The sequence below is a fragment of the Actinoplanes sp. NPDC023801 genome (genome assembly GCF_040639655.1).
GTDB lineage: Bacteria > Actinomycetota > Actinomycetes > Mycobacteriales > Micromonosporaceae > Actinoplanes.
The window spans coordinates 81,804-103,579 of record NZ_JBFAAI010000032.1; the positions used below are offsets into that span (position 1 = coordinate 81,804).

The 21,776-nt window shown below is 70.3% G+C and carries 26 protein-coding genes; 19 read left to right on the forward strand and 7 right to left on the reverse strand.

Annotation, left to right across the window (positions count from 1 at the left end; translation table 11 throughout):
- Window positions 1-58: 58 nt before the first annotated feature.
- Both AB0G04_RS37130 and AB0G04_RS37135 read right to left on the reverse strand, forming a co-directional pair.
- The gene (locus tag AB0G04_RS37130; RefSeq protein WP_360992982.1) at window positions 59-574 is read right to left on the reverse strand and encodes a hypothetical protein; all 516 of its coding nucleotides are present in this window, start codon (window positions 572-574) and stop codon (window positions 59-61) included.
- Window positions 575-621: 47 nt separating this feature from the next.
- A complete protein-coding gene (locus AB0G04_RS37135) occupies window positions 622-1,425 on the reverse strand; it encodes an MBL fold metallo-hydrolase (protein WP_360992984.1) in 804 nt (267 codons plus the stop codon).
- A gap of 130 nt (window positions 1,426-1,555) precedes the next feature.
- Between AB0G04_RS37135 and AB0G04_RS37140 the strand changes: the two genes are divergently transcribed.
- The 3 genes from AB0G04_RS37140 to AB0G04_RS37150 all read left to right on the forward strand — a co-directional run bounded on the left by AB0G04_RS37140 (window position 1,556) and on the right by AB0G04_RS37150 (window position 4,869).
- The gene (locus AB0G04_RS37140; protein WP_360992987.1) at window positions 1,556-2,026 is read left to right on the forward strand and encodes an RICIN domain-containing protein; all 471 of its coding nucleotides are present in this window, start codon (window positions 1,556-1,558) and stop codon (window positions 2,024-2,026) included.
- Window positions 2,027-2,088: 62 nt separating this feature from the next.
- The gene (locus AB0G04_RS37145) at window positions 2,089-2,520 is read left to right on the forward strand and encodes an HIT domain-containing protein (RefSeq protein WP_360992990.1); all 432 of its coding nucleotides are present in this window, start codon (window positions 2,089-2,091) and stop codon (window positions 2,518-2,520) included.
- Between the two features lie 192 nt (window positions 2,521-2,712).
- On the forward strand, window positions 2,713-4,869 hold the full coding sequence (locus AB0G04_RS37150; protein ID WP_360993064.1) for an ATP-binding domain-containing protein: 2,157 nt from the start codon (window positions 2,713-2,715) through the stop codon (window positions 4,867-4,869).
- A 42-nt stretch (window positions 4,870-4,911) separates the two neighbouring features.
- On the opposite strand, the gene AB0G04_RS37155 is transcribed toward AB0G04_RS37150, so the two are convergent.
- Together AB0G04_RS37155 and AB0G04_RS37160 are read right to left on the reverse strand one after the other, a co-directional pair.
- Window positions 4,912-5,493: a DNA-3-methyladenine glycosylase gene (locus tag AB0G04_RS37155; RefSeq protein WP_360992992.1), complete on the reverse strand. Its 582-nt coding sequence runs from the start codon at window positions 5,491-5,493 to the stop codon at window positions 4,912-4,914.
- Window positions 5,494-5,504: 11 nt separating this feature from the next.
- On the reverse strand, window positions 5,505-5,945 hold the full coding sequence (locus AB0G04_RS37160; protein WP_360993068.1) for a MarR family transcriptional regulator: 441 nt from the start codon (window positions 5,943-5,945) through the stop codon (window positions 5,505-5,507).
- A gap of 290 nt (window positions 5,946-6,235) precedes the next feature.
- Here AB0G04_RS37160 and AB0G04_RS37165 point away from each other — a divergent pair, with 290 nt between their 5' ends.
- Complete coding sequence (locus tag AB0G04_RS37165; RefSeq protein ID WP_360992995.1) at window positions 6,236-7,048, forward strand: hypothetical protein; 813 nt, start codon at window positions 6,236-6,238, stop codon at window positions 7,046-7,048.
- Between the two features lie 3 nt (window positions 7,049-7,051).
- On the opposite strand, the gene AB0G04_RS37170 is transcribed toward AB0G04_RS37165, so the two are convergent.
- Window positions 7,052-7,291: a hypothetical protein gene (locus AB0G04_RS37170; RefSeq protein ID WP_360992997.1), complete on the reverse strand. Its 240-nt coding sequence runs from the start codon at window positions 7,289-7,291 to the stop codon at window positions 7,052-7,054.
- Between the two features lie 181 nt (window positions 7,292-7,472).
- On the opposite strand from AB0G04_RS37170, the gene AB0G04_RS37175 reads away from it, so the two are divergent.
- The 14 genes from AB0G04_RS37175 to ptsP all read left to right on the forward strand — a co-directional run bounded on the left by AB0G04_RS37175 (window position 7,473) and on the right by ptsP (window position 18,254).
- Complete coding sequence (locus tag AB0G04_RS37175) at window positions 7,473-8,345, forward strand: helix-turn-helix transcriptional regulator (protein ID WP_360993000.1); 873 nt, start codon at window positions 7,473-7,475, stop codon at window positions 8,343-8,345.
- Window positions 8,338-8,550: a DUF397 domain-containing protein gene (locus AB0G04_RS37180; protein ID WP_360993002.1), complete on the forward strand. Its 213-nt coding sequence runs from the start codon at window positions 8,338-8,340 to the stop codon at window positions 8,548-8,550. The genes AB0G04_RS37175 and AB0G04_RS37180 overlap by 8 nt, the downstream gene beginning before the upstream one ends.
- A gap of 232 nt (window positions 8,551-8,782) precedes the next feature.
- A complete protein-coding gene (locus tag AB0G04_RS37185; RefSeq protein WP_360993005.1) occupies window positions 8,783-9,202 on the forward strand; it encodes a type II toxin-antitoxin system PemK/MazF family toxin in 420 nt (139 codons plus the stop codon).
- Between the two features lie 20 nt (window positions 9,203-9,222).
- Window positions 9,223-9,792: a hypothetical protein gene (locus AB0G04_RS37190; protein WP_360993008.1), complete on the forward strand. Its 570-nt coding sequence runs from the start codon at window positions 9,223-9,225 to the stop codon at window positions 9,790-9,792.
- A 16-nt stretch (window positions 9,793-9,808) separates the two neighbouring features.
- The gene (locus AB0G04_RS37195; protein WP_360993011.1) at window positions 9,809-10,462 is read left to right on the forward strand and encodes a nucleoside monophosphate kinase; all 654 of its coding nucleotides are present in this window, start codon (window positions 9,809-9,811) and stop codon (window positions 10,460-10,462) included.
- Window positions 10,463-10,587: 125 nt separating this feature from the next.
- Window positions 10,588-11,307, forward strand: a complete 720-nt coding sequence (locus AB0G04_RS37200; protein WP_360993014.1) for an NUDIX domain-containing protein — start codon at window positions 10,588-10,590, stop codon at window positions 11,305-11,307.
- A 169-nt stretch (window positions 11,308-11,476) separates the two neighbouring features.
- On the forward strand, window positions 11,477-12,238 hold the full coding sequence (locus tag AB0G04_RS37205; protein ID WP_360993017.1) for a DeoR/GlpR family DNA-binding transcription regulator: 762 nt from the start codon (window positions 11,477-11,479) through the stop codon (window positions 12,236-12,238).
- Between the two features lie 64 nt (window positions 12,239-12,302).
- The gene (pfkB, locus tag AB0G04_RS37210) at window positions 12,303-13,241 is read left to right on the forward strand and encodes a 1-phosphofructokinase (RefSeq protein WP_360993020.1); all 939 of its coding nucleotides are present in this window, start codon (window positions 12,303-12,305) and stop codon (window positions 13,239-13,241) included.
- A gap of 164 nt (window positions 13,242-13,405) precedes the next feature.
- Window positions 13,406-14,527, forward strand: a complete 1,122-nt coding sequence (locus AB0G04_RS37215; RefSeq protein ID WP_360993023.1) for a PTS mannitol transporter subunit IICB — start codon at window positions 13,406-13,408, stop codon at window positions 14,525-14,527.
- Between the two features lie 19 nt (window positions 14,528-14,546).
- Window positions 14,547-14,855 (forward strand): PTS lactose transporter subunit IIB, encoded by a 309-nt coding sequence (locus AB0G04_RS37220; RefSeq protein WP_360993026.1) that lies wholly within the window; start codon window positions 14,547-14,549, stop codon window positions 14,853-14,855.
- Complete coding sequence (locus AB0G04_RS37225) at window positions 14,848-15,297, forward strand: PTS sugar transporter subunit IIA (RefSeq protein ID WP_360993029.1); 450 nt, start codon at window positions 14,848-14,850, stop codon at window positions 15,295-15,297. Before AB0G04_RS37220 ends, AB0G04_RS37225 begins: the two co-directional genes overlap by 8 nt.
- Window positions 15,294-16,334, forward strand: a complete 1,041-nt coding sequence (locus AB0G04_RS37230; RefSeq protein WP_360993032.1) for a zinc-dependent dehydrogenase — start codon at window positions 15,294-15,296, stop codon at window positions 16,332-16,334. Before AB0G04_RS37225 ends, AB0G04_RS37230 begins: the two co-directional genes overlap by 4 nt.
- 11 nt (window positions 16,335-16,345) lie before the next feature.
- On the forward strand, window positions 16,346-16,618 hold the full coding sequence (locus AB0G04_RS37235) for an HPr family phosphocarrier protein (RefSeq protein ID WP_360993035.1): 273 nt from the start codon (window positions 16,346-16,348) through the stop codon (window positions 16,616-16,618).
- Complete coding sequence (gene ptsP, locus AB0G04_RS37240; protein WP_360993038.1) at window positions 16,611-18,254, forward strand: phosphoenolpyruvate--protein phosphotransferase; 1,644 nt, start codon at window positions 16,611-16,613, stop codon at window positions 18,252-18,254. The genes AB0G04_RS37235 and ptsP overlap by 8 nt, the downstream gene beginning before the upstream one ends.
- A gap of 49 nt (window positions 18,255-18,303) precedes the next feature.
- Here ptsP and AB0G04_RS37245 read toward each other — a convergent pair whose 3' ends face one another.
- On the reverse strand, window positions 18,304-18,840 hold the full coding sequence (locus AB0G04_RS37245) for a hypothetical protein (RefSeq protein WP_360993041.1): 537 nt from the start codon (window positions 18,838-18,840) through the stop codon (window positions 18,304-18,306).
- Window positions 18,841-18,886: 46 nt separating this feature from the next.
- The gene (locus AB0G04_RS37250; RefSeq protein WP_360993044.1) at window positions 18,887-19,666 is read right to left on the reverse strand and encodes a UDP-galactose-lipid carrier transferase; all 780 of its coding nucleotides are present in this window, start codon (window positions 19,664-19,666) and stop codon (window positions 18,887-18,889) included.
- A gap of 19 nt (window positions 19,667-19,685) precedes the next feature.
- Here AB0G04_RS37250 and tyrS point away from each other — a divergent pair, with 19 nt between their 5' ends.
- Window positions 19,686-20,969, forward strand: coding sequence for a tyrosine--tRNA ligase (tyrS, locus tag AB0G04_RS37255; protein WP_360993047.1), 1,284 nt, complete (start codon window positions 19,686-19,688; stop codon window positions 20,967-20,969).
- Window positions 20,970-21,776: the final 807 nt, after the last annotated feature.

Genomic DNA, 21,776 nt, shown 5'->3' on the forward strand with positions numbered 1-21,776 from the left:
GCCGGCGGCCAGAGCCCCGGCGCGAACTCCGGCGGCGGAGCGACCACCGGGCCGCCGGTCACGCCTCTTCGTGGTCGGTGGCGCGGGCGGCGCACAGGAACGTCCCGCCCACCGCGAAGGCCCCGAGCACGGCGAGCGAGATCTGCGTCTCGTGGTCGATCTGCCGTTCGTAGGTCGCCCTGTCGACCACCACCTCCCGGTCGTGGTCGACCAGCAGATAACGGTCCCCGCTGCGTCGTGGGCTGCCGTCCAGCGCCACGAACGCCAGCACCAGCGCCAGCCAGAAGCCGAAGAACGTCAGCGCCGCGGCGATCGCGGCCCATACCGGCACGTGCGGCGGCACCCAGGACGCGAGACGCCACAGCCGTCGCGGTTGCCGCGTCTGATAGCCGCGCCGGTTCGCGAGGATCCCGGCCGCGAATCCCGGCACCGTCAGCATGGCCGCGACCCCGACCGCGACCGGTGTGATCACCGGCCGTGCCCCGGCGGCGAACGCCACGATCAGCCCGGCCGACCACAGCACGCCGGCCGCGCACACCCCACTCAGCCCCAGGAGGCCCCGACGCGTGATCATCACCGACGACGCTAGTGTCCCGCTCCGGCCCGCGGGGAGGTTTCGCGCTACCCGGCGATGCTCGGCACGAGGGTGACCGTCTCCCCGCGGCCGAGGGGCCGCACCCCGTCCAGCGACCGGTCCCGGCAGGCGGTCAGGTAGTCGCTCAGCGGCGACTTCATCACCCGGTAGTCGTCGTAGTGGATCGGCAGCGTCAGCCGCGGCCGGATCAGTCCGGTCAGATCGGCTCCCTGCCGGGCGTCCATGGTCAGCAGCAGGCCGAGGAGCCGGGTGCCGCCCAGGTGGATCAGCATGGCGTCGATCTCACCGCAGCGTTCCCGGATCTCGCCGAGGAACGGCCGATACAGGGTGTCCCCGGTGACGTACAGCCGCAGCATCGTCTGCCCGTCCACCGACCACTCGATCAGCGAGCCCATCACGTCCGGCAGCAGCCGGTCGACCAGGCCGGGCCCGTGCCGGCCGGGCAGGGCGGTCACCCGCAGCTGTTCGCCGTCGCGCTGCCACTGCTCGGCGTCCCAGGTCGGCAGGCCGCGGGCCGCCTCGAACCGGCGTCGCCGCAGCCGGCGGCCGGCCTGCGGGGTGGTCACGATCGGCAGGTCCGGCGGAAGGACACGGCGCGCGGCGCGGTCGAAGTGGTCACCGTGCAGGTGCGACAACAGGACGGCGTCGGGGCGGGGAAGCTGGTCGTACGACAGAGCCGGGTCCCGCAGACGCCGGGTCCAAGCCCCGTAACCGAGATGGACCCGGCTGCCCGCCGCCCCGAACGCCGGGTCGGTGAGCAGGGTGAACGCGCCCAGCCGGAGCAGGGTGGTCGCGTTGCCGACGAAGGTGACACTGGCGGACGGACTCATCACTCGCGGCTACCCGCGTCGATGCCGTCCAAACCGCCGCCCGCCCTCCCGCTGCTACCGCCCCGACACCGGAGTGTGGTTCTCGGCGGAACGTCTGCGCGGGCGGTCCGGCGGTTCCTAGAGTGAGGCGATGCCCAGCCGTAGTGTGTCCGCAGCACTGCTGGTCGTGGCTCTGCTGTCCGGTCTGCCGGCCGTTCCGGCGGTGGCTGTGCCAGGGCCGCCACCGCTGCTGCAGGGGTGGATCGTCACGCGCGGCACCGCGTACCGCTGCCTGACCGGCGGCCCGATCGGCACCGTCGTGCACACGAGCGGGTGTGTCCGCGGGAACGGGGCGCAGCTGTTCTATCAGACCAGCGAGGGCCATCTGACCCAGGGCGACAACTGTCTGCAGCCGCACAGCGCGGGCGCGAAGGTCCTGGTGAAGGCGTGCACGTACCGCTCGAATCAGAATTGGTGGATCTCCACCACGGTACGGGCGGGCACCCGCGCCGGGCTCTGCCTGACCGAACTCGCCGTCGACCGGTCGAACGTGGGAAAGGTACGCCTGCGCGACTGCACCGGCGGGTTCACCCAGAACTGGCGCTCCCTGACCCCGTGGTGAACGAGTCCCGGTGGTGAACGACGGGACACCCCAGGCTATCGAGGATCGTTTATGGTTCCGGGATGGGTGCGGTGGGGGAGGACGGTTGCCGCTGGTGCGGTGACCGGCGTGACGAGACCGCCTACGGGCTCCGGGTCTGGTCCGGCCGGGTCACCGACGCGTATTTCGCCCGCCGATCGTTCGTCCGCGGCTATGCGATCGTCGTGTGGCGCGGCCGGCATGTCAGCGAGCCGATCGACCTGAGTCCCGTCGAGTCCGACCTCTATCACCGCGAGGTTCTGACCGTGGCGCGGGCGATCCGGGACTGTTTCCGCCCGTCCCGGCTCAACTATCTGACGCTCGGCAACCATGAACCGCACCTGCACACCCACGTGACCGCTCGTTACCCGGACGACCCCGGAGCCGGCGGGCTGTTGCCTCCGCACGCGCCGCCGCTGCTGGACGAGGAAAGCTGGCGTGCCGACGCCGCGGCTCTGAAGACGCTGCTCACCTGAGCGACGCGCACGGGCAAAGCCCGGTAGGGCTAACCGTGTATTCTGAGGATTCCGTCTCGAACTACTCAAGTCGTCCAGAGGGATCCATAATCAGATTAAGGGTTGGGGGCAGAGGTGTCAAGTCTGTCAAGCGTGTCCGTGCCGGATTCTCCGGAAGCGCGGGCGTTCGCCGAGGAACAGGAACACGTCACGATGCTGTACCACCGGCTGGACGAGCTCCGCGAACGCGCCCGCCGGCACCTGACCGGTGAGTGGGGCCGGGATGGCGGCACCCCGCAGGCGCGGCTCCAGCGCGACATCGCGGCCCACGGCTACGCCGAACGCCTGGCCCGGTACGACGCGGTCGAGTCCGGGCTGTGCTTCGGCCGACTAGACCCGCGCGACGGCGGGCCGCTGCGCATCGGCCGGATCGGCATCCACGACACGGACGAACCGCTGCTCGTCGACTGGCGCGCCCCGGCGGCACGGCCGTTCTACACCGCTACGGCCGTCACCTCGTACGGGATCATCCGGCGCCGCCACATCCGCACCCGTGGCCGTACCGTCGTCGATCTCGATGATGAGGTCTTCGATCCGGTCGCCGGAGGCGGGCCGCTGGTCGGTGAGGCCGCGCTGATCGCGGCCCTGGACGCGCACCGCACCGGACGGATGCGCGACATCGTCGAGACGATCCAGGCCGAGCAGGACCGGGTGATCCGGTCCGACGCCGGCGGCGTGCTCGTGGTCCAGGGTGGTCCGGGCACCGGCAAGACCGCAGTGGCCCTGCACCGGGCCGCCTACCTGCTCTACACGCACCGGGAGCAGCTGAGTGCCCGCGGCGTGCTGATCGTCGGCCCGAACCCGATGTTCCTGCGCTACATCTCCCAGGTGCTCCCGTCGCTGGCCGAGACCGGCGTGCTGCTGGCGACGCCGGCCGACCTGTTCCCGGGCGTGGTCGCGACCCGGCGTGAGTCGGCCACGACCGCCGAGGCGAAGGGCCGCTCCGACATGGTGGACTTCCTCGCCCGGGGTGTACGGGACCGGCAGCGCGTGCCGGAGACGCCGATCGAGATCGTGGTCGACCGGCATGTGCTGCGGCTGGACCGTTACGACTGCGAACCGCCCCGCCGCCGGGCCCGCGAGTCCGGCCGCCGGCACAACCTGGCCCGGCCCGTCTTCGTGGCCGGCGTCCTCGACGTGCTTGCCGAACAGGTGGCCGAGCGGATCGGTGCGGACCCGTTCTGGGACGACCCGCTGGGCGAGGACGACGCCCCGGGCGCACCGAACGTGCTCGACGAGGCGGACCTGGCGGACATCCGCGCCGACCTGGCCGAGGACCCCGCGGTACGTGCGGTGCTCGACGACCTGTGGCCGGTGCTCACGCCGGAACGGTTCCTCGACGACCTGTTCGCGGCCACCGATCGGGCCGGGTTGCGCCGGGAGCCGGGCGGGGGCTGGTCGGCGGCCGACGTGCCGCTGCTCGACGAGGCGGCCGAGCTGCTCGGCGAGGACGATTCGGCGGCACGTGCCAGGGAGGCCCGCGACCGGCGCAGACGGCTCGACTACGTGCAGGGCGTGCTGGACATCTCGGCGGGCTCGAAGTCGTACGAGGCGGAGGACGACTTCGAGGCGGAGATCCCGAACGTGGCAGACGTGATCGAGGCCGATGTGCTCGCTGAGCGTTACGCCGACCGGGACGTGCGGCCAGCCGCCGAACGCGCCGCGACCGACCGGAGGTGGGCGTTCGGGCACGTCATCGTGGACGAGGCGCAGGAACTGTCGCCGATGGCCTGGCGGATGCTGATGCGCCGGTGCCCGAGCCGGTCCATGACGATCGTCGGTGACCTGGCCCAGACCGGTGCCCCGGGCGGGGCCGGGTCGTGGGGGGAGGTGCTCTCGCCGTACGTCGACGAGCGGTGGCGTCTCGCCGCGCTGACCGTGAGTTACCGCACCCCGGCCGAGATCATGGCGTATGCCGGGCGCCTGCTCGCCGACGCCGACCCGCCGATCGAACTGCCCCGCCCGGTCCGTGTCTCGGGCACCGAGCCGCGCGAGATGACCGGGACCGCTGCGGACCTGGCCGGCGTGGTGGCGGGAGAACCCGCGGTGGGACGTCTCGCGGTGATCGTTCCGGCCGGTCGCCACGCCGAGGTGGCGGCCGCCCTGCCACGTCTCGGCTCCGACCTGGACGAACCGGCCGTGCTGCTGACCGTGATCGAGGCGAAGGGCCTGGAGTTCGATCACGTCGTCCTGGTGGATCCGGAGCTGATCCGCTCGGAGTCGCCGCGCGGTGTGAACGATCTCTACGTGGCACTGACCCGTGCCACCCGGCGGCTTACGGTCTTCCGGCTGGCCGCCACCGCTGTCTAGCTGCGCTGAGACAGCGGTGAGAGCCAGCCGGGTTTGCCCGGTTCACCCGCGGCGCGGGGTGTGGCGGCGGTAGGCGCTCACCGTCGGGTCGTCGGTGATCCAGAACCGCCACGGCACGTCGTGCGCCGATGTGACGCCGACGCGTGGCCCTGCCGAGACCGGTCCGACCGGTCCGGCGGGCGGGGCCAGCGTGGCCGGGCCGCCGCCGAGCAGCGGTGTGTCGTTGGCGGCCCGGTCCAGGTCGAGGACCTGCATCAGCTTGGCCGGGCCGGCGGCCAGGTCGGTGTCGCGGCGGGCCGCCGGCCGTCGTTTACGGGCCAGGTCATGGCCGTCGACGACCTCACCGGCCCGCAGCAGCACGGCCGCCGCCCGCCCGTCCTCGCCGCAGACGATGTTGGCGCAGAAGTGCATGCCGTAGATCTGGTAGACGTAGAGCCGGCCGGCCGGGCCGAACATGACGGCGTTGCGGCCCGTCACACCGCGGTGCGCGTGGCTGGCCGGGTCCTCGCCGAGGCCGCTGTAGGCCTCCACCTCGGACAGGCGGACCGTCACCCCGTTCGCGGTGAGCCGCCAGCCGAGCAGCAGACGGGCCGCCTCGTCGACCGCGGTGGCGGGCAACGTCATCCACTCGGGGCTCACCGGGCGGCCGCCGGAGAGCAGGAGTCCTCCGGGTCGGTGGCGGCGAGGATCCGGCGGCCGATCTCCTGCAGCTGGCGGACCTGGGCCTTGGTGAGCGAGTCGAAGACCAGGGTGCGCACGTTCTCGACGTGGCCGGGCGCGCTCGCGACGATCTTGTCCCAGCCCTCGTCGGTGAGGGTGGCGAGGGTGTAACGGCCGTCGGTCGGATCGGGGGAGCGGCGGACCCAGCCGCGTTTCTCGAGCCGGCCGACCGCCTGGGAGAGCCGGGCCAGCGAGCCTTCGGCCAGGACCGCCAGGACGCTCATCCGCAGTGTCCGGCCGGGGGTCTCGGAGAGGCCGGCGAGGATGCCGTACTCGAAGTGGCTGAGGCCGGAGTCTCGCATCAACTGGGCGTCGAGGGCGGTGGGGAGGCGCATCAGGACGCCCAGCAGGGTCATCCAGGCGGCACGCTCTTCGCTGGTCAGCCAACGTGGCTCGGGTGTCTCCACATAAGTATCCTAGCCGACATTATTACTTGCCTGTTTAAGTAACACGGCTCACGGTCAGCTCAACTGCTTAAGTGAACCAGCGCAATGCCGCCGGTCCTGTTCGACGTGCTGCCGATCCTGGTTCCGCTTGCCGCGACCGCTTCCTTCCGATCACTCACCGGAGTCGCACGACATCGGTGCGAAATCCGGTTGGCATCGATATAGTTCGTCGCCTCGGGATTGCGGGCGGGGAGCGGATCATGCAACAGGCAGGGAAAACGCCGGGCGAGCCGGACGGTGGTGCGGGCCTCGGCGCCCGGCTCGTCGCGCTCGGCGGCCTGGAGCTCGGCCGGTTCGACGCGGTTCCGGCCGGGCCGGATACCGAACCGGCGCCCACTGGCACGGAGAAGGGCACCCGCCGCCGCACCCGCCTGATCTCCGCCGTGGTGGTGGTGGCCGTGGTGGCCTGCTTCAGCGCCGCGGCCTATCTGTTCGTCGGCGTCGGCGGCACCTCGCCGGCGGCGGTCTCGGCGCCGCGCAAACCGGCGCCCAGTGCCTCAGGCGCGGCGGTGGCCGGCCCGCGCCCGGCGGGCTACGGCGTACGCACCGGCGACGACCTGCATCTGGTGTGCGACGACTGGTTCTACCCGTCCGCGCCGAAGCTCCGTGGCGGCACCCCGCACCCGGTGGTGATCAGTGAGCGAGCCGCCGGCACGGACTACCGGACCACCCGGACGCTGAACCGGGCCGCCTATGCCGGGTCGGCCACCCAGCGCCGGGCCTGGGCCCCCGAGCCGGTGAAGGCACAGCTCGTCGCCTGTCTCGACCTGACCGGTCCGGGCCGGCCGATCCGCGACTGCGGGTCCGGCGCCGAGGCCCGCAAGCTGGTGGAGGGCAGGTACCGGCTGACCGTGTACGAGGTGGCCACCCGCCGCAAGGTGGCCGAGCGGTCGCTGACCGGCGCCGACCGAGCCTGTCCGTTCGTGGTGCTGAGCAGCGCCGGCGACACACTCTTCAGCGCGGTCAAGGACCAGCAGCTCTACGATCAGTTGCGCAAACGCGTCGAGGGCTGACCCTCACGACGCCCAGCCGAGGAACCGTCCGTACAGGTCAGTGGGCGGCCTGCCGCGGCCCGCGGCGAGATCGTCGATCGCCTCGAGCATGCACGAGCCGAGGTAGACCGCGAGGCCGTGCGGGAAGCTCTGGTACTGCTCGGCCAGTTCCACCTTGGCGGTGGCGCAAGGCCACGGTTCGCCGCAGACCCGGCAGTCCCAGAGCGGGCGCACGCCGACGTGCTCGGTCCGCGGTACCAACATGCCACCCTCACCATGTGCGATTCATCAACTACACAGTGGAGCCTCGCGTGCCTTAGGCTCGGTCTCAAGCCGGAGTGGCGAGAATCCCGTAAATGGATTCCCGCTGTCTCGCGCGAGACATCCGAATCGTCTCGTTCGATACAACCGGACAGTGCGGACGGACAACGGGGGACCGGGGAACATGAACGAGACGGGCTCGACCGTGCCGAGGCGTCAGGTCGGCCGCCTGCTGCGGCAGCTGCGGGAGCAGGCCGGCATATCGCTGATGGCCGCGGCCGGCGAGCTGGAGTTCTCCCGCGCCCGGATGTACCGGATCGAGAACGGTGAGGTCCCGGTCCGCAAGCACGACGTGATCGCGATGTGCGGCGTCTACGGTGCGCCCGGCCACATGACCGAGGTGCTGGTCGGGCTGGCCGCCGAGTCGAAGGCGAAAGGCTGGTGGCACGCCTACGGTGACGTGGTCCCGGCATGGTTCGAGCTCTACGTCGGCATGGAGCAGGCGGCGTCGCGGCTGCGGTCCTTCGCGCCGAGCGTGATCCCCGGGCTGCTGCAGACCAGGGAGTACGCCGAAGCCGTCTTCCGGGCCTGGCACGGCGACGAGGAGGCGGTCGCCAATGCCGTGGCCGTCCGGCTGGAACGCCAGTCGCTGCTCGTCCGGCGGCTGCCCGGGGCTCCCCGGCTCGACGTGATCGTCGACGAGGGAGTGTTGCGCCGGGCCATCCCGGACACCCTCGGCATGCAGAAACAACTGGCCCACCTGGTCAACATGTCGACCCGGCGGAACGTCGGGGTGCGGGTCGTCCCGTTCGCCGCCGGGCCGCACAAGGCCGCCAGCTCCGGGCAGTTCACCATCCTGGAGTTCCCGGCCGTCGGTACCGCCTCGCCCGAACCGGTCACCATCTACTGCGAGAACCTCACCGGTGCGCTCTACCTGGATAAGCTCGCGGAGGTGGAGACGTACGAGTCGATCTGGGGCGAACTCGAGGCGATCGCGCTCGATCGGTCCGACTCCGACGATCTCATCCGCACGATCATCGAGGAGAGCGATGGCTGACCTGACGGATGCCGTCTGGCACAAGAGCACTCGAAGCGGCGGCAACGGGGGCGACTGCGTCGAGGTGGCCCGCAACCTTCCCGGCATCGTCGCGATCCGGGACACCAAGGACCCCGGTGGCGCGGCGCTGGTCTTCGGCCATCACGAATGGAACGCCTTCCTCGCCGGCGTCCGGGACGGTGAGTTCGACCCCGGGAATCGGTGACCCGGCCGTCGAGGACTCCACCAGACTCCGATCTTGACCCTGTCCGGCCGGGCGGTACGGCCCGTAGGGTGGCCCGGTGCTCGAAAAGCTGAAAGCCTTCCTCCGGCGGATCTTCGGGACGCCCTCCTCCCCGGCGCCGGGACCGAGCGCGCCGCCCGTACCGAAGAAGAGGGGTCCCAAGCCCCCGGCACCTCCGGTGAGGCCCGCGCCCCCGGTGAGGCCCGCGCCCCCGGTGAGGCCCGCGCCCGCGGCGAAGGCCGCCGTCAAGAAGGCCGTGCCCAAGCAGGGGCGGCATCTCGCCTACGCGCCCGATCTGGACGGTGACGCCGATCCCGGTGAGATCGTCTGGACCTGGGTGCCCTACGAGGACGACCCGTCGCAGGGCAAGGACCGCCCGGTCCTGGTGGTGGGGCGGGACGCGCGGACGCTGCTCGGCCTGATGCTCTCCAGCCAGACCGAGCGCGACGGCCAGCGGCACTGGCTGGCGCTCGGGCCCGGCGAATGGGACCGGGACGCGCGGCCCAGCTGGGTGCGCCTGGACCGGGTCATCGAGGTCGACGAGGACGGCATCCGCCGGGAGGGCGCGGTCCTGGACCGGCCCCGTTTCGACCGGATCGCGGCGATCCTGCGCCGCAACTACGGCTGGCCGTAGGGCCGGATAGCGTTGGCATCATGAATGACGTCATGACCGGATTCGGTGGCAAACAGGCCTGGCTGGCGGTCGCCGGCGGTGATCCCGAAGCGGTGTTCAAGGCGCTCGGCCTGCGTGACCTGGGAACCGTGCCGTGGCGGGACGGGCTGGACCTGGCCCACCTGACCGACGACCGGATCGCGGTCACCCCGCCACTGCCCGGCGCGCGCGGCATCTCCTGGGTGCTGGCGGTCGGTCGTGCCCTGATGACTCCCGGGCCGGACGTGGTGGCGCTCTCCGCGGACCTCGGCACCGAGGTGCAGTTCTTCGCCACCCACCGGGTCACCGAGCTGCACCGCTGGCAGCGTGCCGGCTCCGGTGAACTGCTGCGCGCCTTCGGCTATGTGGGACAGACCGGTGAGGTGACGTCCTGGTTCGGCGAGCCGGACGCCGCCGAGCGCGATGCCGGGCTCCCCGGTGACCTGGACCCGGAAGCGTCCGTGCTGGTCGCCGAAGGGGATGTGTTCCGGGTGGCCGGCGCCTGGAGCATCGATCCGACCACGTTGTCCGGGCGTGCGCCCGGCCCCCTGCGCCTCGGCGCGACGAACTGAGCTTCCGGGAGGCGGCATGCGCAAGTACGTGATCATGGGGGTGCAGGGGAGCGGCAAGGGCACCCAGGCCAAGATGCTGCGCGAGGACCTCGACCTGGTGCACATCAGCGTCGGTGACATCTTCCGCTGGCACGTGCGCCAGCACACCAAGATGGGCGCCCAGGTCAAGCGGATCATGGCGGCCGGCGAGCTGGTCAGTGACGAGCTGGTCGAGGAGGTGGTGCGCCGCCGGATGGAGATCCACGACTGGAACTACGGATTCATCATCGACGGGTTCCCGCGTAACGGGCGGCAGGCCGCGTTCTTCATGGAGAGCTACGACATCGACGCCGTCATCCACCTGGAGCTGCCGGACGACGAGGTGCGCCGCCGGGTGCTGAGCCGGCGGCTCTGCCCGAGCTGCGGCATGGACTACAACCTGATCGCCGACCGTCCCGAGCAGGAGGGCCGCTGCGACATCTGCGGGCACGAGCTGATCACCCGGGCCGACGACACCCCGGAGGCGCTGGAGTCCCGGCTGACCGACTACCACGAGAAGACCCGCCCGGTGCTGGAGCTGTTCCGGCGCAAGGAGGTCGTGCACGACGTGGACGGCCGCCCCCCGGTCGAGGAGATCCAGCAGGCCATCCGCAAGACTCTCGGCCTGCCCGCCTACCGCGGTCAGCGGTGACACCCACGGATGGCCCGCGTACGGGACGACCTGATCGGGTGCGCGGGCTGCTCGCCGGGATGAGATCGGCCCCGTCCCACTAACGGGGAAGTCCGATCAAGCCGGACGAGGCCTAACGTGATGCGGTGATTTCCGGACCGTCGTTTTCCGCGCCCGTCAGGGGTGCTGGAGCCGTTCTGTGGCGTGGCGCGGGAAACGTCCGGGAAGTCGCCGTTCTGCATCGCCGGCACGGCGAGTGGTGTTTCCCGAAAGGGCGCGTGGCGTCCGGTGAGCACATCGCGGCGGCGACGGTCCGGGTGGTGGCGGAACGGGCCGGGCTGCCGGTACGCCTCGGGCCGTGGCTGGGCTGCACCGATTATCTGCACGAGGGCTGGCCGGAACACGTCGACTATTTCGCGGCCGAGGTCAGCCCGGCCGTCACCTGTGCTTTCGCAGCCTCGGACGACATCGACGACCTGCTCTGGCTTACTCCGGAACAGGCCGCGGACGCGTTGAGCCGGCCGGACGACGTACGGATTCTCCATGAACTCCATAACCGCGCCCGGGTGAGTACGAGCAGTCTGCTTCTGATGCGTGACACCTCCGGTCCGCTGCGGCCGGTCATTTCCGCATACGGGGCCGGCGTTCCGTGTTCCGGCGCCGATCCGGCGGGCGCGCTGCGGATCGCCGAGGAATCGTTGGCGTCCGGTCGTCCGGCCGCCCTCTGCGCGGAGCTCTCCGTCATTCAGGAACTGGCCCGCCGGCTGTCGCCGGTACCGGTGGACGCGACGATCCCGGAGGGCGGTCTGCTCGTCCTGCACGCCACCCCCGACCGGGTCCTGATCGTCGAGCGTCATCTGGCCTGAGGCGTAGCCGAAAGCTAAAACAACACAACCGGACTCTCACTATTGGCCCGGTTTAGTGGTGGTATGTCCAGCGAATTCAGGAGACCGAAATCTCTTCGACATATTGCGCTCGGGCAGAACCGGGCGTAAACAAAGACAAAGCCAAAACGAACCAGGCGGGTGAGCAAGGATGTACGCGGAGGAACGCCAGCAGGAGATAGTGCGACGTGCCCGTGCCGAGGGCCGGGTCGACGTCGTCGCGCTGGCCGAGGCCTTCGGGGTGACGGCTGAGACCATCCGGCGCGACCTGACGGTGCTGGAGCGCTCCGGCGTTCTGCGCCGGGTGCACGGTGGTGCGATCCCGGTCGAGCGGCTCGGCTTCGAACCGGCCCTCGCCGCCCGCGACGCCGTGCTGATAAGCGAGAAGGAGCGGATCGCCAAGGCCGCGCTCGCCGAGGTGCCGGAGGACGGGGCGATCATTCTGGACGCCGGGACCACCACGGCCCGTCTGGCCCAGCTGCTGCCGGCCGATCGGGAGCTCACCGTGGTGGTGAACTCCCCGGTCCTGGCCGCGGCGCTCGGCGTCAAGCCCAACCTGTCCGTGCTGCTGCTCGGCGGCCGGGTCCGCGGCAAGACCCTGGCCACCGTGGACGACTGGGCGCTGCGGCCGCTCGCCGACATGTACGTCGACGTCGCCTTCATGGGCACCAACGGATGCACCGTCGAACGTGGCATGACCACCCCCGACCCGGCCGAGGCGGCGGTCAAGCGGGCGATGATCGCCGCGGCCCGCCGGGTGGTGCTGCTCGCCGACCACACCAAGATCGGCAACGATTACCTGGCCAAGTTCGGGGCCCTCACCGAGCTCGACCTGCTGATCACCGACAACGGACTGGACCACGACCTGTCCGCGGAGGTCGAGACCACGGGTGTCCGGGTGGTGAAGGCATGAACTCCCTTCGATTGCTCATGCCTTCACCGAGGTGCGCTCCTGACTCCCGAGAGGGGGAAAGGGCGTGATTCTCACCGTCACCCTCAATCCCAGCGTCGACCGCGCTCTGGAGGTCGACGCGCTGGTCCGCGGCGAGGTGCTGCGCGCCGCGGACTCCCACATCGACCCGGGCGGCAAGGGTGTCAACGTCTCCCGGGCGCTGCTCGCCAACGGGGTACGGTCCACGGCCGTCGTCCCGACCGGCGGCGCCGAGGGCGAGCAGCTCGTCGACCTGCTCAAGGCCGAGGGCGTCGACCTGCTGTCCGTGCCGATCGCCGGCCGGACCCGTTCCAACATCACCCTGGCCGAGCCGGACGGCACCGTCACGAAGATCAACGAGGCCGGTCCGGTCCTCTCCGACGCCGAGTTCGCGCAGGTCAGCAAGGCGGTGCTGGATGCCGCGGCGACCGCCGACTGGGTGGTCATCTGCGGCAGCCTCCCGCCCGGCCCGAGCATCGCGGCCTTCACCGAGCTGTGTGAACGCCTGGTCGCCGGGGGTACCCGGCTCGCCGTCGACAGCAGCGGCCCGGCGCTGCTGGCCGGCGTCTCGGCCGGTGCCGCCCTGGTCAAACCCAACCGGGAGGAACTCGCCGAGGCCGTCGGCGCGGAACCGGCCACGTTCGGCGACGTGGTCGAGGCCTGCCGCCGGTTGCGCGCGGCGGGCGCGGGCACGGTCCTGGCCAGCCTCGGTGCCGACGGTGCCGTCCTGGTCGACGCGGACGGCGTGCTCGCCGGGGTGTCCCCGGTCAGTGTTCCGCGCAGCACCGTCGGCGCGGGTGACGCTCTGCTCGCCGGGTTCCTGGCGGCCGGCGCCCGCGGTGCCGCGGCGCTCACCGAGGGTCTGGCCTGGGGCGCGGCGGCCGTCTCGCTCCCGGGCAGCCGCATGCCGACCCCCGCGGACCTCGACCGCACACACGTACGGGTCACCGCCGACCCCGACCCGTCCCGCCCTCTCCATCCCTGACCTCACCCGCGTGGTGACCCGCGCCCGCGCCCGGACCGCCACTCACCACACCCCCGTTGTTCCGCCACTCCCGTGGTGATCAGCGCCCACCCGTGGACCGCGACTCACCACAGCGCTCTGCCACCCCCCTCCGATAACTCTCCACACCGAAATGGAGATCCCTCATGGCCTCTTCGTACACACCCGAGGTCAGCGGAGCCGGTTTCCGGGCCCGCGTCCAGAAGCTCGGCGGATATCTCGCCGGCATGGTGATGCCCAACATCGGGGCGATCATCGCCTGGGGTCTGATCACCGCCTTGTTCATCCCGGTCGGCTGGTTGCCGAACGAGAACCTGGCCGAGCTGGTCGGCCCGATGATCACCTACCTGTTGCCGCTCCTGATCGGCTACACCGGTGGCCGGATGGTTCACGGCCAGCGCGGTGCGGTCGTCGGCGCCACCGCCACGATGGGTGTCATCGTCGGCGCTGACGTGCCGATGTTCCTCGGTGCGATGATCATCGCGCCGATCACCGCGTACGTCCTCAAGCTGTTCGACAACGCCATCGAGGGCAAGATCAAGCCCGGCTTCGAGATGCTTGTCGACAACTTCTCCGCCGGCATCATCGGCGCGGGCTTCGCGATCCTCGGCAAGCTCGCCATCGGCCCGGTGGTCAACACCCTGACCAAGGCGGCCGGCAACGGCGTCGACTGGCTGCTCGACCACAGCCTCATGCCGCTGGTGTCGATCCTGGTCGAGCCGGCCAAGGTGCTGTTCCTCAACAACGCCATCAACCACGGCGTCTTCAGCCCGCTCGGCGTGCAGCAGGTGGCGGAGAGCGGCAAGTCGATCCTGTTCATGATCGAGTCGAACCCCGGCCCCGGCCTCGGCCTGCTCCTCGCGTACTTCTTCTTCGGCCCGAAGTCGCTGCGCCCGACCACCCCGGCCGCGATGATCATCCACTTCTTCGGCGGCATCCACGAGATCTACTTCCCGTACGTGCTGATGAAGCCCCGCCTGATCCTCGCGATGATGGCCGGTGGCATGGCCGGCGTCGCCACCTTCATGATCACCGGCGCGGGCACCGTCGCCTCGCCGGCCCCGGGCAGCATCTTCGCCTTCTTCGCCGTCACCGCGAAGGGCAGCCACGTCGGGATGATCCTCGGCGTGATCATCGCCGCGGCGGTCACCTTCGGTGTCGCGTCCCTGCTCCTCGGGTTCGGAAAGCTCAAGTCCGACCAGGAGCCCGACGAACCGACCGGCGAGGCGGCCGACGACACCGAGGCCAGCCGCAAGGAAAACGCCTAACCACCACAGGAGAGAAGTCATGGCAACCATCAACGGCAAGGACATCCACAAACTCGTCGTCGCCTGTGACGCGGGGATGGGCAGCAGCGTGATGCTTGCCAGCACCCTGCGCAAGCAGCTCGGCAAGTCAGGGGTAACGGTCGAGCACACCCCGGTGAACTCGATCCCGGCCGATGCCGACGTGGTTGTCTGCCACAGCGGCCTGGCCGCCCGGGCCCGGTCGGTCGCACCCGGCAAGCCGATCGTGCCGTTCCAGATCTTCCTCGGAGACCCGGCCGTGACCCGCGTGGTCAAGGCGATCCAGGACGGGACCGATCTCCATGTCTGACCAGCTGCTCGATCCCCGGGGCATCCGGCTCGGGGAGACGGCGGACAGCCGTGACGACGCGATCCGTCTCTGCGGTGAGGTCCTGGTCGAGATCGGCGCCGCCGAGCCGGGCTACATCGACACGATGCTGGCCCGGGAACGGTCGATCTCCACCTACGTCGGTGAGGGGGTCGCCATCCCGCACGGCACCCTCGCCGGCAAGGACCTGGTCAAGCGCGACGCCCTCGCGGTGCTGCGCTTCCCGGGGACAGTCGACTGGGACGGCGAGCCGGTCACGCTGTGCGTGGCCATCGCCGCCCGGGGCGACGGCCACGTGGAACTTCTCGCCGCTCTCGCCGAGATCCTGCTCGACGAGGACCAGGCCCGCGAACTGCGCGAGGCCACCGAACCCGAGACCGTCATCCGGCTGCTCGGGAGCATCCAGGAGGAAGCGAAACAATGAAGGTCGTACGATTCCACGCCCCCGGTGACGTCCGCTTCGAGGACGCCCCCGAGCCCGAGGCCGGCCCGGGCGAGGTGAAGATCCGGGTGCGGAACTGCTCCACCTGCGGCACCGACGTCAAGATCTCCAAGTTCGGCCACCACCACATCCACCCGCCCCGGGTGATGGGCCACGAGATCGCCGGCGAGATCGTCGGGGTCGGCGAGGGAGTCGACGACTGGTCGACGGGTGACCGGGTGCAGGTGATCGCCGCGATCCCGTGCGGCGAGTGCGCCGAGTGCGAGCGCGGCCGGATGACGATCTGCCCGAACCAGGTCTCGATGGGCTACCACTTCGAGGGCGGCTTCGCCCAGTACATGGTGGTGCCCCGCGAGGTTCTGAAGGTCGACGGCCTGAACCGGATCCCGGACGGCGTGTCGTTCGCCGAGGCGTCCGTCGCCGAACCGCTGGCGTGCGCCCTCAACGCGCAGAACCTGGCCCGGGTCGGCGAGGGCGACGACGTGGTCGTGATCGGCTCCGGCCCGATCGGCTGCCTGCACGTCCGGCTGGCCCGGGCCCGCGGCGCCGCCCGGGTGTTCCTCGTCGAACTCAGCCGGCAGCGCCTGGAGATGGCCGCCGAGCTGGTCAAGCCGGACGCGGCGATCTGTGCCGGCGAGGTCGACCCGGTCGAGGAGATCCTCAAGCTCACCGACGGCCGCGGCGCCGACGTGATCATCACGGCGGCCGCCTCCGGCAAGGCACAGGAGCAAGCCATCCAGATGGCCGCCCGGCAGGGCCGGATCAGCTTCTTCGGCGGCCTGCCCAAGGACAACCCGACGATCACCTGCGACTCCAACCTGGTGCACTACCGGGAACTGATGATCGTCGGCGCCAACGGGTCCAGCCCCGCGCACAACGCCGAGGCCCTCAACCTGGTCGCCACCGGCGCCGTGCCGGTCGCCGACCTGATCACCCACCGCCTGCCGCTGGAGAGCGCGATCGACGCGTTCGGGATCGTCGCCCGCGGCGAGGCCATCAAGGTCACCATCGAGCCTTAAGGAGCTTTTCCATGCCCACGCGTACGGTGACCGTCGGTTCCAGCAGCGGCCTGCACGCCCGCCCCGCGAAGATCTTCGTGGAGGCGGCCGCGAAGGCCCCGGTCAAGGTCACCATCCGATCCGGTGACCGTAAACCGGTCCCCGCCAAGAGCATGCTGTCGGTGCTCGCCCTCGGCGCCAGACAGGGCACCGAGGTGATCCTGGAGGCCGAGGGGGAGGGCGCCGACGAGGCCCTGGACAGCCTGGCCGAACTGCTGGCGAAGGACCTGGACGCCGATGTCTGAGGTGCTCACCGGCATCGGGGTGTGCGCCGGGATCGCCGCCGGTCCGCTGTTGCGTATCGCGGCCGCCCCGGCACTCCCGGACCCCGTCCCGGTCACCGACGCGGCCGCCGAGTACGCCCGGGCCGAGGCCGCGCTCGCCGAGGTGGTCGCCGAACTCGGCAGGCGTGCCGACCGCACGGCCGACGACACGGTGGCCGAGGTGCTGCGGGCCGAGGCGCTGATGGCCGACGACGAGGAACTCCGCGACGGCGTACGCGAACTCGTCGAGGCCGGCCACGACGCGCTGCACGCGATCGACGGCGCGTTCGCCACGTTCCGGGAGGCGTTCGCCGCGGCCGGTGGCTACCTCGCCGAACGTGTCGCCGACCTGGACGACCTCCGTGACCGCGCGGTCGCGGTCCTGCTCGGCCTTCCGATGCCGGGCGTTCCGGCGCCCGGCCACCCCTACGTTCTCGCGGCCCGCGACCTGGCTCCGGCGGACACCGCCGACCTGGACCCGGAACAGGTGATCGGCCTGGTCACCGAGGTCGGCGGCCCGACCAGCCACACCGCGATCCTGGCTCGTGCGCTGGGGCTGCCGGCCGTGGTCGCCTGTCCCGGTGTGCTGGCCGTGCCGGACGGCACGATCGTGCTGCTCGACGGCTCGTCCGGACAGCTCCGGACCGGTGTCTCCGAGGCGGAGGCGACGGCCGCGGCAAAGGAGGCGGCCCAGGAGTCCGCCGCGGCGTCGACCTCATCCGGTCCGGGGCAGACCTCCGACGGGTACGGCGTGAAGCTCCTCGCCAACGTCGGCTCGGTCCGCAACGTCCCGGCCGCCGACGAGGCGCACGCGGAGGGCATCGGCCTGTTCCGTACCGAACTGCTGTTCCTCGATCGGTCTCAGGAACCGTCCCGGGACGAGCAGGTGGCGGCGTACCGCGACGTGTTCACCGCGATGACCGGGCGGCGGGTCGTCATCCGTACGCTCGATGCCGGCGCCGACAAACCGCTGCCGTTCCTGAACCAGGACGGTGAGCCGAACCCCGCCCTGGGTGTTCGTGGCCTGCGCGTGGCGCGGCAGCGCCCGGAGGTGCTCACCACGCAGCTCGCCGCGATCGCCGAGGCCCGCTCGCAGACCGGCGCCGACGTCTGGGTGATGGCGCCGATGGTGTCCACCCTGGCCGAGGCGACGGATTTCGCGGCCGCTGTCCACGACGCCGGCCTGCCGAAGGCCGGGGTGATGATCGAGGTGCCGGCCGCCGCCCTGCGGGCCGCCGACCTGCTCAAGGTCGTCGACTTCCTGAGCATCGGCACGAACGACCTGAGCCAGTACACGTTCGCCGCCGACCGGATGTGCGGCGGCCTGGCCGACCTGCTCGACCCGTGGCAGCCGGCGTTGCTGCAGCTCATCGGCGTGTGTGGGGAGGCCGGGCGGGCTGCCGGCAAGCCGGTCGGGGTGTGCGGTGAGGCGGCGTCGGATCCGCTGCTCGCACCGGTGCTGGTCGGGCTCGGCGTGACAAGTCTGTCGATGTCGCCACGCGCGATCGGTCCGGTCCGGGCGGCGCTGGCCGTGCGTACCGAGGCGGACTGCCGCCGTCTGGCCGCGCTGGCGGTGGCCGCACCGGACGCCGCGTCGGCCCGCAAGCTCGCCTTGTGAGGGAAAGGGCCTCCCCGGACGGGGGAGGCCCTTTCCGTAGTCGAAGGCCTCAGTTGAACGGGAAGCCGGGCGGGAAGGACGGTGCCGGCATCGTCTCCACCTTACGAATCACCTCGACGAGCACCCGTGGTGTGCCGGGCGTGTTCGAGTAGGTGACGACCTTCTTGAACTTGCCGTTGCGGTAGTGGACGGTCACCTCGTACCGGTAGCGGCCCGACTTGTCGGCCGGCAGGTAGTGCGGGTCCAGCCCCCGGAAGGCGGGACTTGAGGCCAGCCGCAGCACCTCACCGGCGTGCCGGGTACCACCGGACACCTGGAAGATCGACTGGTTGAACTTGCCGCGCGTCCGTTTCACCGAGACCTGGACCGCCTGCCGGGCGGCCGGATCCGGGACCTCCTGCGCGCCGGCCGGGATCGGCGGCTCCTGTGCGCCGGCCAGGACCGGCGCCGCCTGCACGGCGGCCGCCGCGAGGTGGGCGCCGACCGGTTCGTCGGATGCCTGGGCGGGTCCGGCCGCCCAAGCGGTGCTCGCCGCGAGACCCAGCAGCAGGGTGACGCGGGAAATTGACTTCCTGCTCATGGTCATCCGGCTAGGATATCGGGCATATGCCCTTTTGCCGTGGCAAAACGCTCTACTCTGTTTGCTCTCCATGGTCGGCGGCCCGCAGGTCGTAGCCGCGCTTCTCCAGCTTCCTCTCCAGCACGTGACACACCTTCTCGACCACCGCGAGGCGCGCGTACGGCTTGTCGTCGCCCGCGATCACGTGCCAGCGCGCCTTCGGCCGATCCGTCCGCTCGATCATCTCCTCGACCGCGGCCTCGTAGTCGGCACGCTTCTCCCGGTTCCGCCAGTCCTCGTCGGTCAGCTTCCACTGGCGCAACGGATCCGTACGCCGGCTCTCGAACCGCTTCAGCTGCTCCTCGTCCGACACGTGCATCCAGAACTTGATCAGGATCATGCCCTCGGAGGTCAGCGTCCGCTCGAACTCGGCGATCTCGTCGTACGCCCGCTTCCACTGCTCACCGGTCGCGAAACCCTCGACCCGCTCCACCAGCACCCGGCCGTACCAGGACCGGTCCAGCACGGCCATCCCGCCCCAGCCGGGCAGCACGGTCCAGAACCTCTGCAGGAAATGGTGCCGCTTCTCGTCGTACGTCGGGGCCGCGAACTGCGACACCCGTACGTGCCGGGGATCCAGCGGCGCCACCAGCCGCTTGATCGCACCACCCTTGCCCGACGCGTCCCACCCCTCGAACACCACGCACAGCGGCGGGCCGATCTTCTTCGGCCCGATCTGGCCGCCCACCAGCAGCCGCAACCGCAACAGCCGTTCCTGCGCCGCGGCCAGCCGCGCCTCGGCCTTCTTCTTCGAGATCTCGTACGGAGGACTCGCGCTACCCAGGTGACCCATCCACCCAGCATCGCTCTATATGAGGCGGTGCGGGAGAATCCGAGACGTGACTCTCGTAGACGACCTGTTGTGGCGCGGACTGATCCAGGACTCGACCGATCCCGACGAGCTCCGCAAGAAGCTCGACGGCGGCTCGATCACGTTCTATGTCGGCTTCGATCCGACCGCCGCCTCGCTGCACGTCGGTCACCTCATGCAGGTGTGCACCGCCCGCCGTCTCCAGCTCGCCGGCCACCGTCCGCTGCTGCTCGTCGGCGGCGCCACCGGCCAGATCGGCGACCCGCGCGAGTCGAGCGAGCGCAGCCTCAACCCGCCCGAGGTGGTCGAGGGCTGGGTGCAGCGCATCCGTGAACAGCTCTCCCCGTTCGTCACCTACGACGGTGACAACGCCGCGACCCTGGTCAACAACCTCGACTGGACCGGCCCGATGTCGGTCGTCGACTTCCTCCGCGACGTCGGCAAGCACTTCCCCGTCAACAAGATGCTCGCGCGTGACGTGGTGCGCAACCGCCTCGAAAGTGGCATCAGCTTCACCGAGTTCAGCTACCAGTTGCTGCAGTCCAACGACTTCTACCAGCTGCACGTCCAGCACGGCTGCCAGCTGCAGTTCGGCGGTTCCGACCAGTGGGGCAACATCACCGCCGGCGTCGACTTCGTCCGTCGCCGCGGAGCCGGCCCGGTGAACGCCTTCGTCACCCCGCTGGTCCTCAAGGCCGACGGCACCAAGTTCGGCAAGACCGAGGGCGGCGCCGTCTGGCTCGACCCGGCCATGACCACGCCGTACTCGTTCTACCAGTTCTGGATCAACAGCGACGACCGCGACGTCAACCAGTACCTGCGCTACTTCAGCTTCAAGTCCCGCGAGGAACTCGAGGAACTGGAGAAGGCGACCGCCGAGCGGCCGCAGGCGCGACTGGCGCAGCGTGCACTCGCCGAGGAGCTCACCGCCCTGGTGCACGGCGAGGAGGAGGCCCGGCAGGCGGTCGCCGCCAGCCAGGCCCTCTTCGGACGGGGTTCGCTTGACGAGCTGTCCGCGGACACGTTGCGCGCCGCTCTCGCCGAGGCAGGCCTTCATCCGGTACGGGGTGAGCTTCCGGCCGTGGGTGTCCTGCTCAAGGAGGCCGGTCTCGTGGCATCGGCGAACGAGGCCCGCCGCACGATCACCGAAGGCGGGGCGTACCTCAACAACGAGCGGATCACCGACGGTGAGGCCGTGATCCCGGCGTCCGCGTTGCTGCACGGGCGGTTCCTGGTTCTTCGCCGCGGCAAGCGCACCTTCGCCGGCGTCGAGGTACTGCCCTGATCCTCCGTCCGGGAGCCCTTTGGCTTCCCGGACGCGCTTTTAGCTGGGCCGCTCCGCCTCCCGCGCCCCTGGATCCCACGATCCGGGGGCGCGGTCCGTCCCGGCGCAGCCCGCCGGCCGTACCGCAGACCCGTGATCGGTGCACTGTCACGTGTCCGGGGGTACGACTGCCTTGAGGGGCGGGCGTCTGCAGATCGTCGGCCGTACGTGAGGCCTGTTCTTGGTTTGCCGTCAGGTGTGAGGGGTACGACTACTTCTGAGGGGTACGACTACCCTGGTGGGAGGCCATCTGTGGATCACTCGACCTGAGGATTTGCGGGGACTTCCCGGTGTGACCGGCGTCGCGCGACCCCGATTTGGAGTTGCCCGGCTGGACGAGTAATGTTTACCGAGCCGCCAGGGAGACGGGCGAGCGAGCGGGACCGTTGATCGGGCCCGGCGCGGCCGTCCTGGAGGAACCTCAGACAAGATCACGCGATCTCGGATCGTGTGTTCTTTGGGGTGCCTGTGCAGTTTCTGTGGTTGTTGAATTCGGTTGCGAAACGCGGATTTGACACGGCGGAAACGGCGGGTAAAGTAGAGCGAGTGCCCCGGAGGGCGGGCCGCTGATTGGCGGTCTGGTTTGATGGTGTGCGGTTGTTCTTTGAGAACTCAACAGGGTGCTTGATAAGCCAGTGCCAATTATGGCAATACCCCGGCTCATCTCTTTTTGGGGTGGGTTGTGGATTCCTTTGGCAACATTCATGTTGCCGGGACGCTTTTCCAAAGATTTTGTTGGAGAGTTTGATCCTGGCTCAGGACGAACGC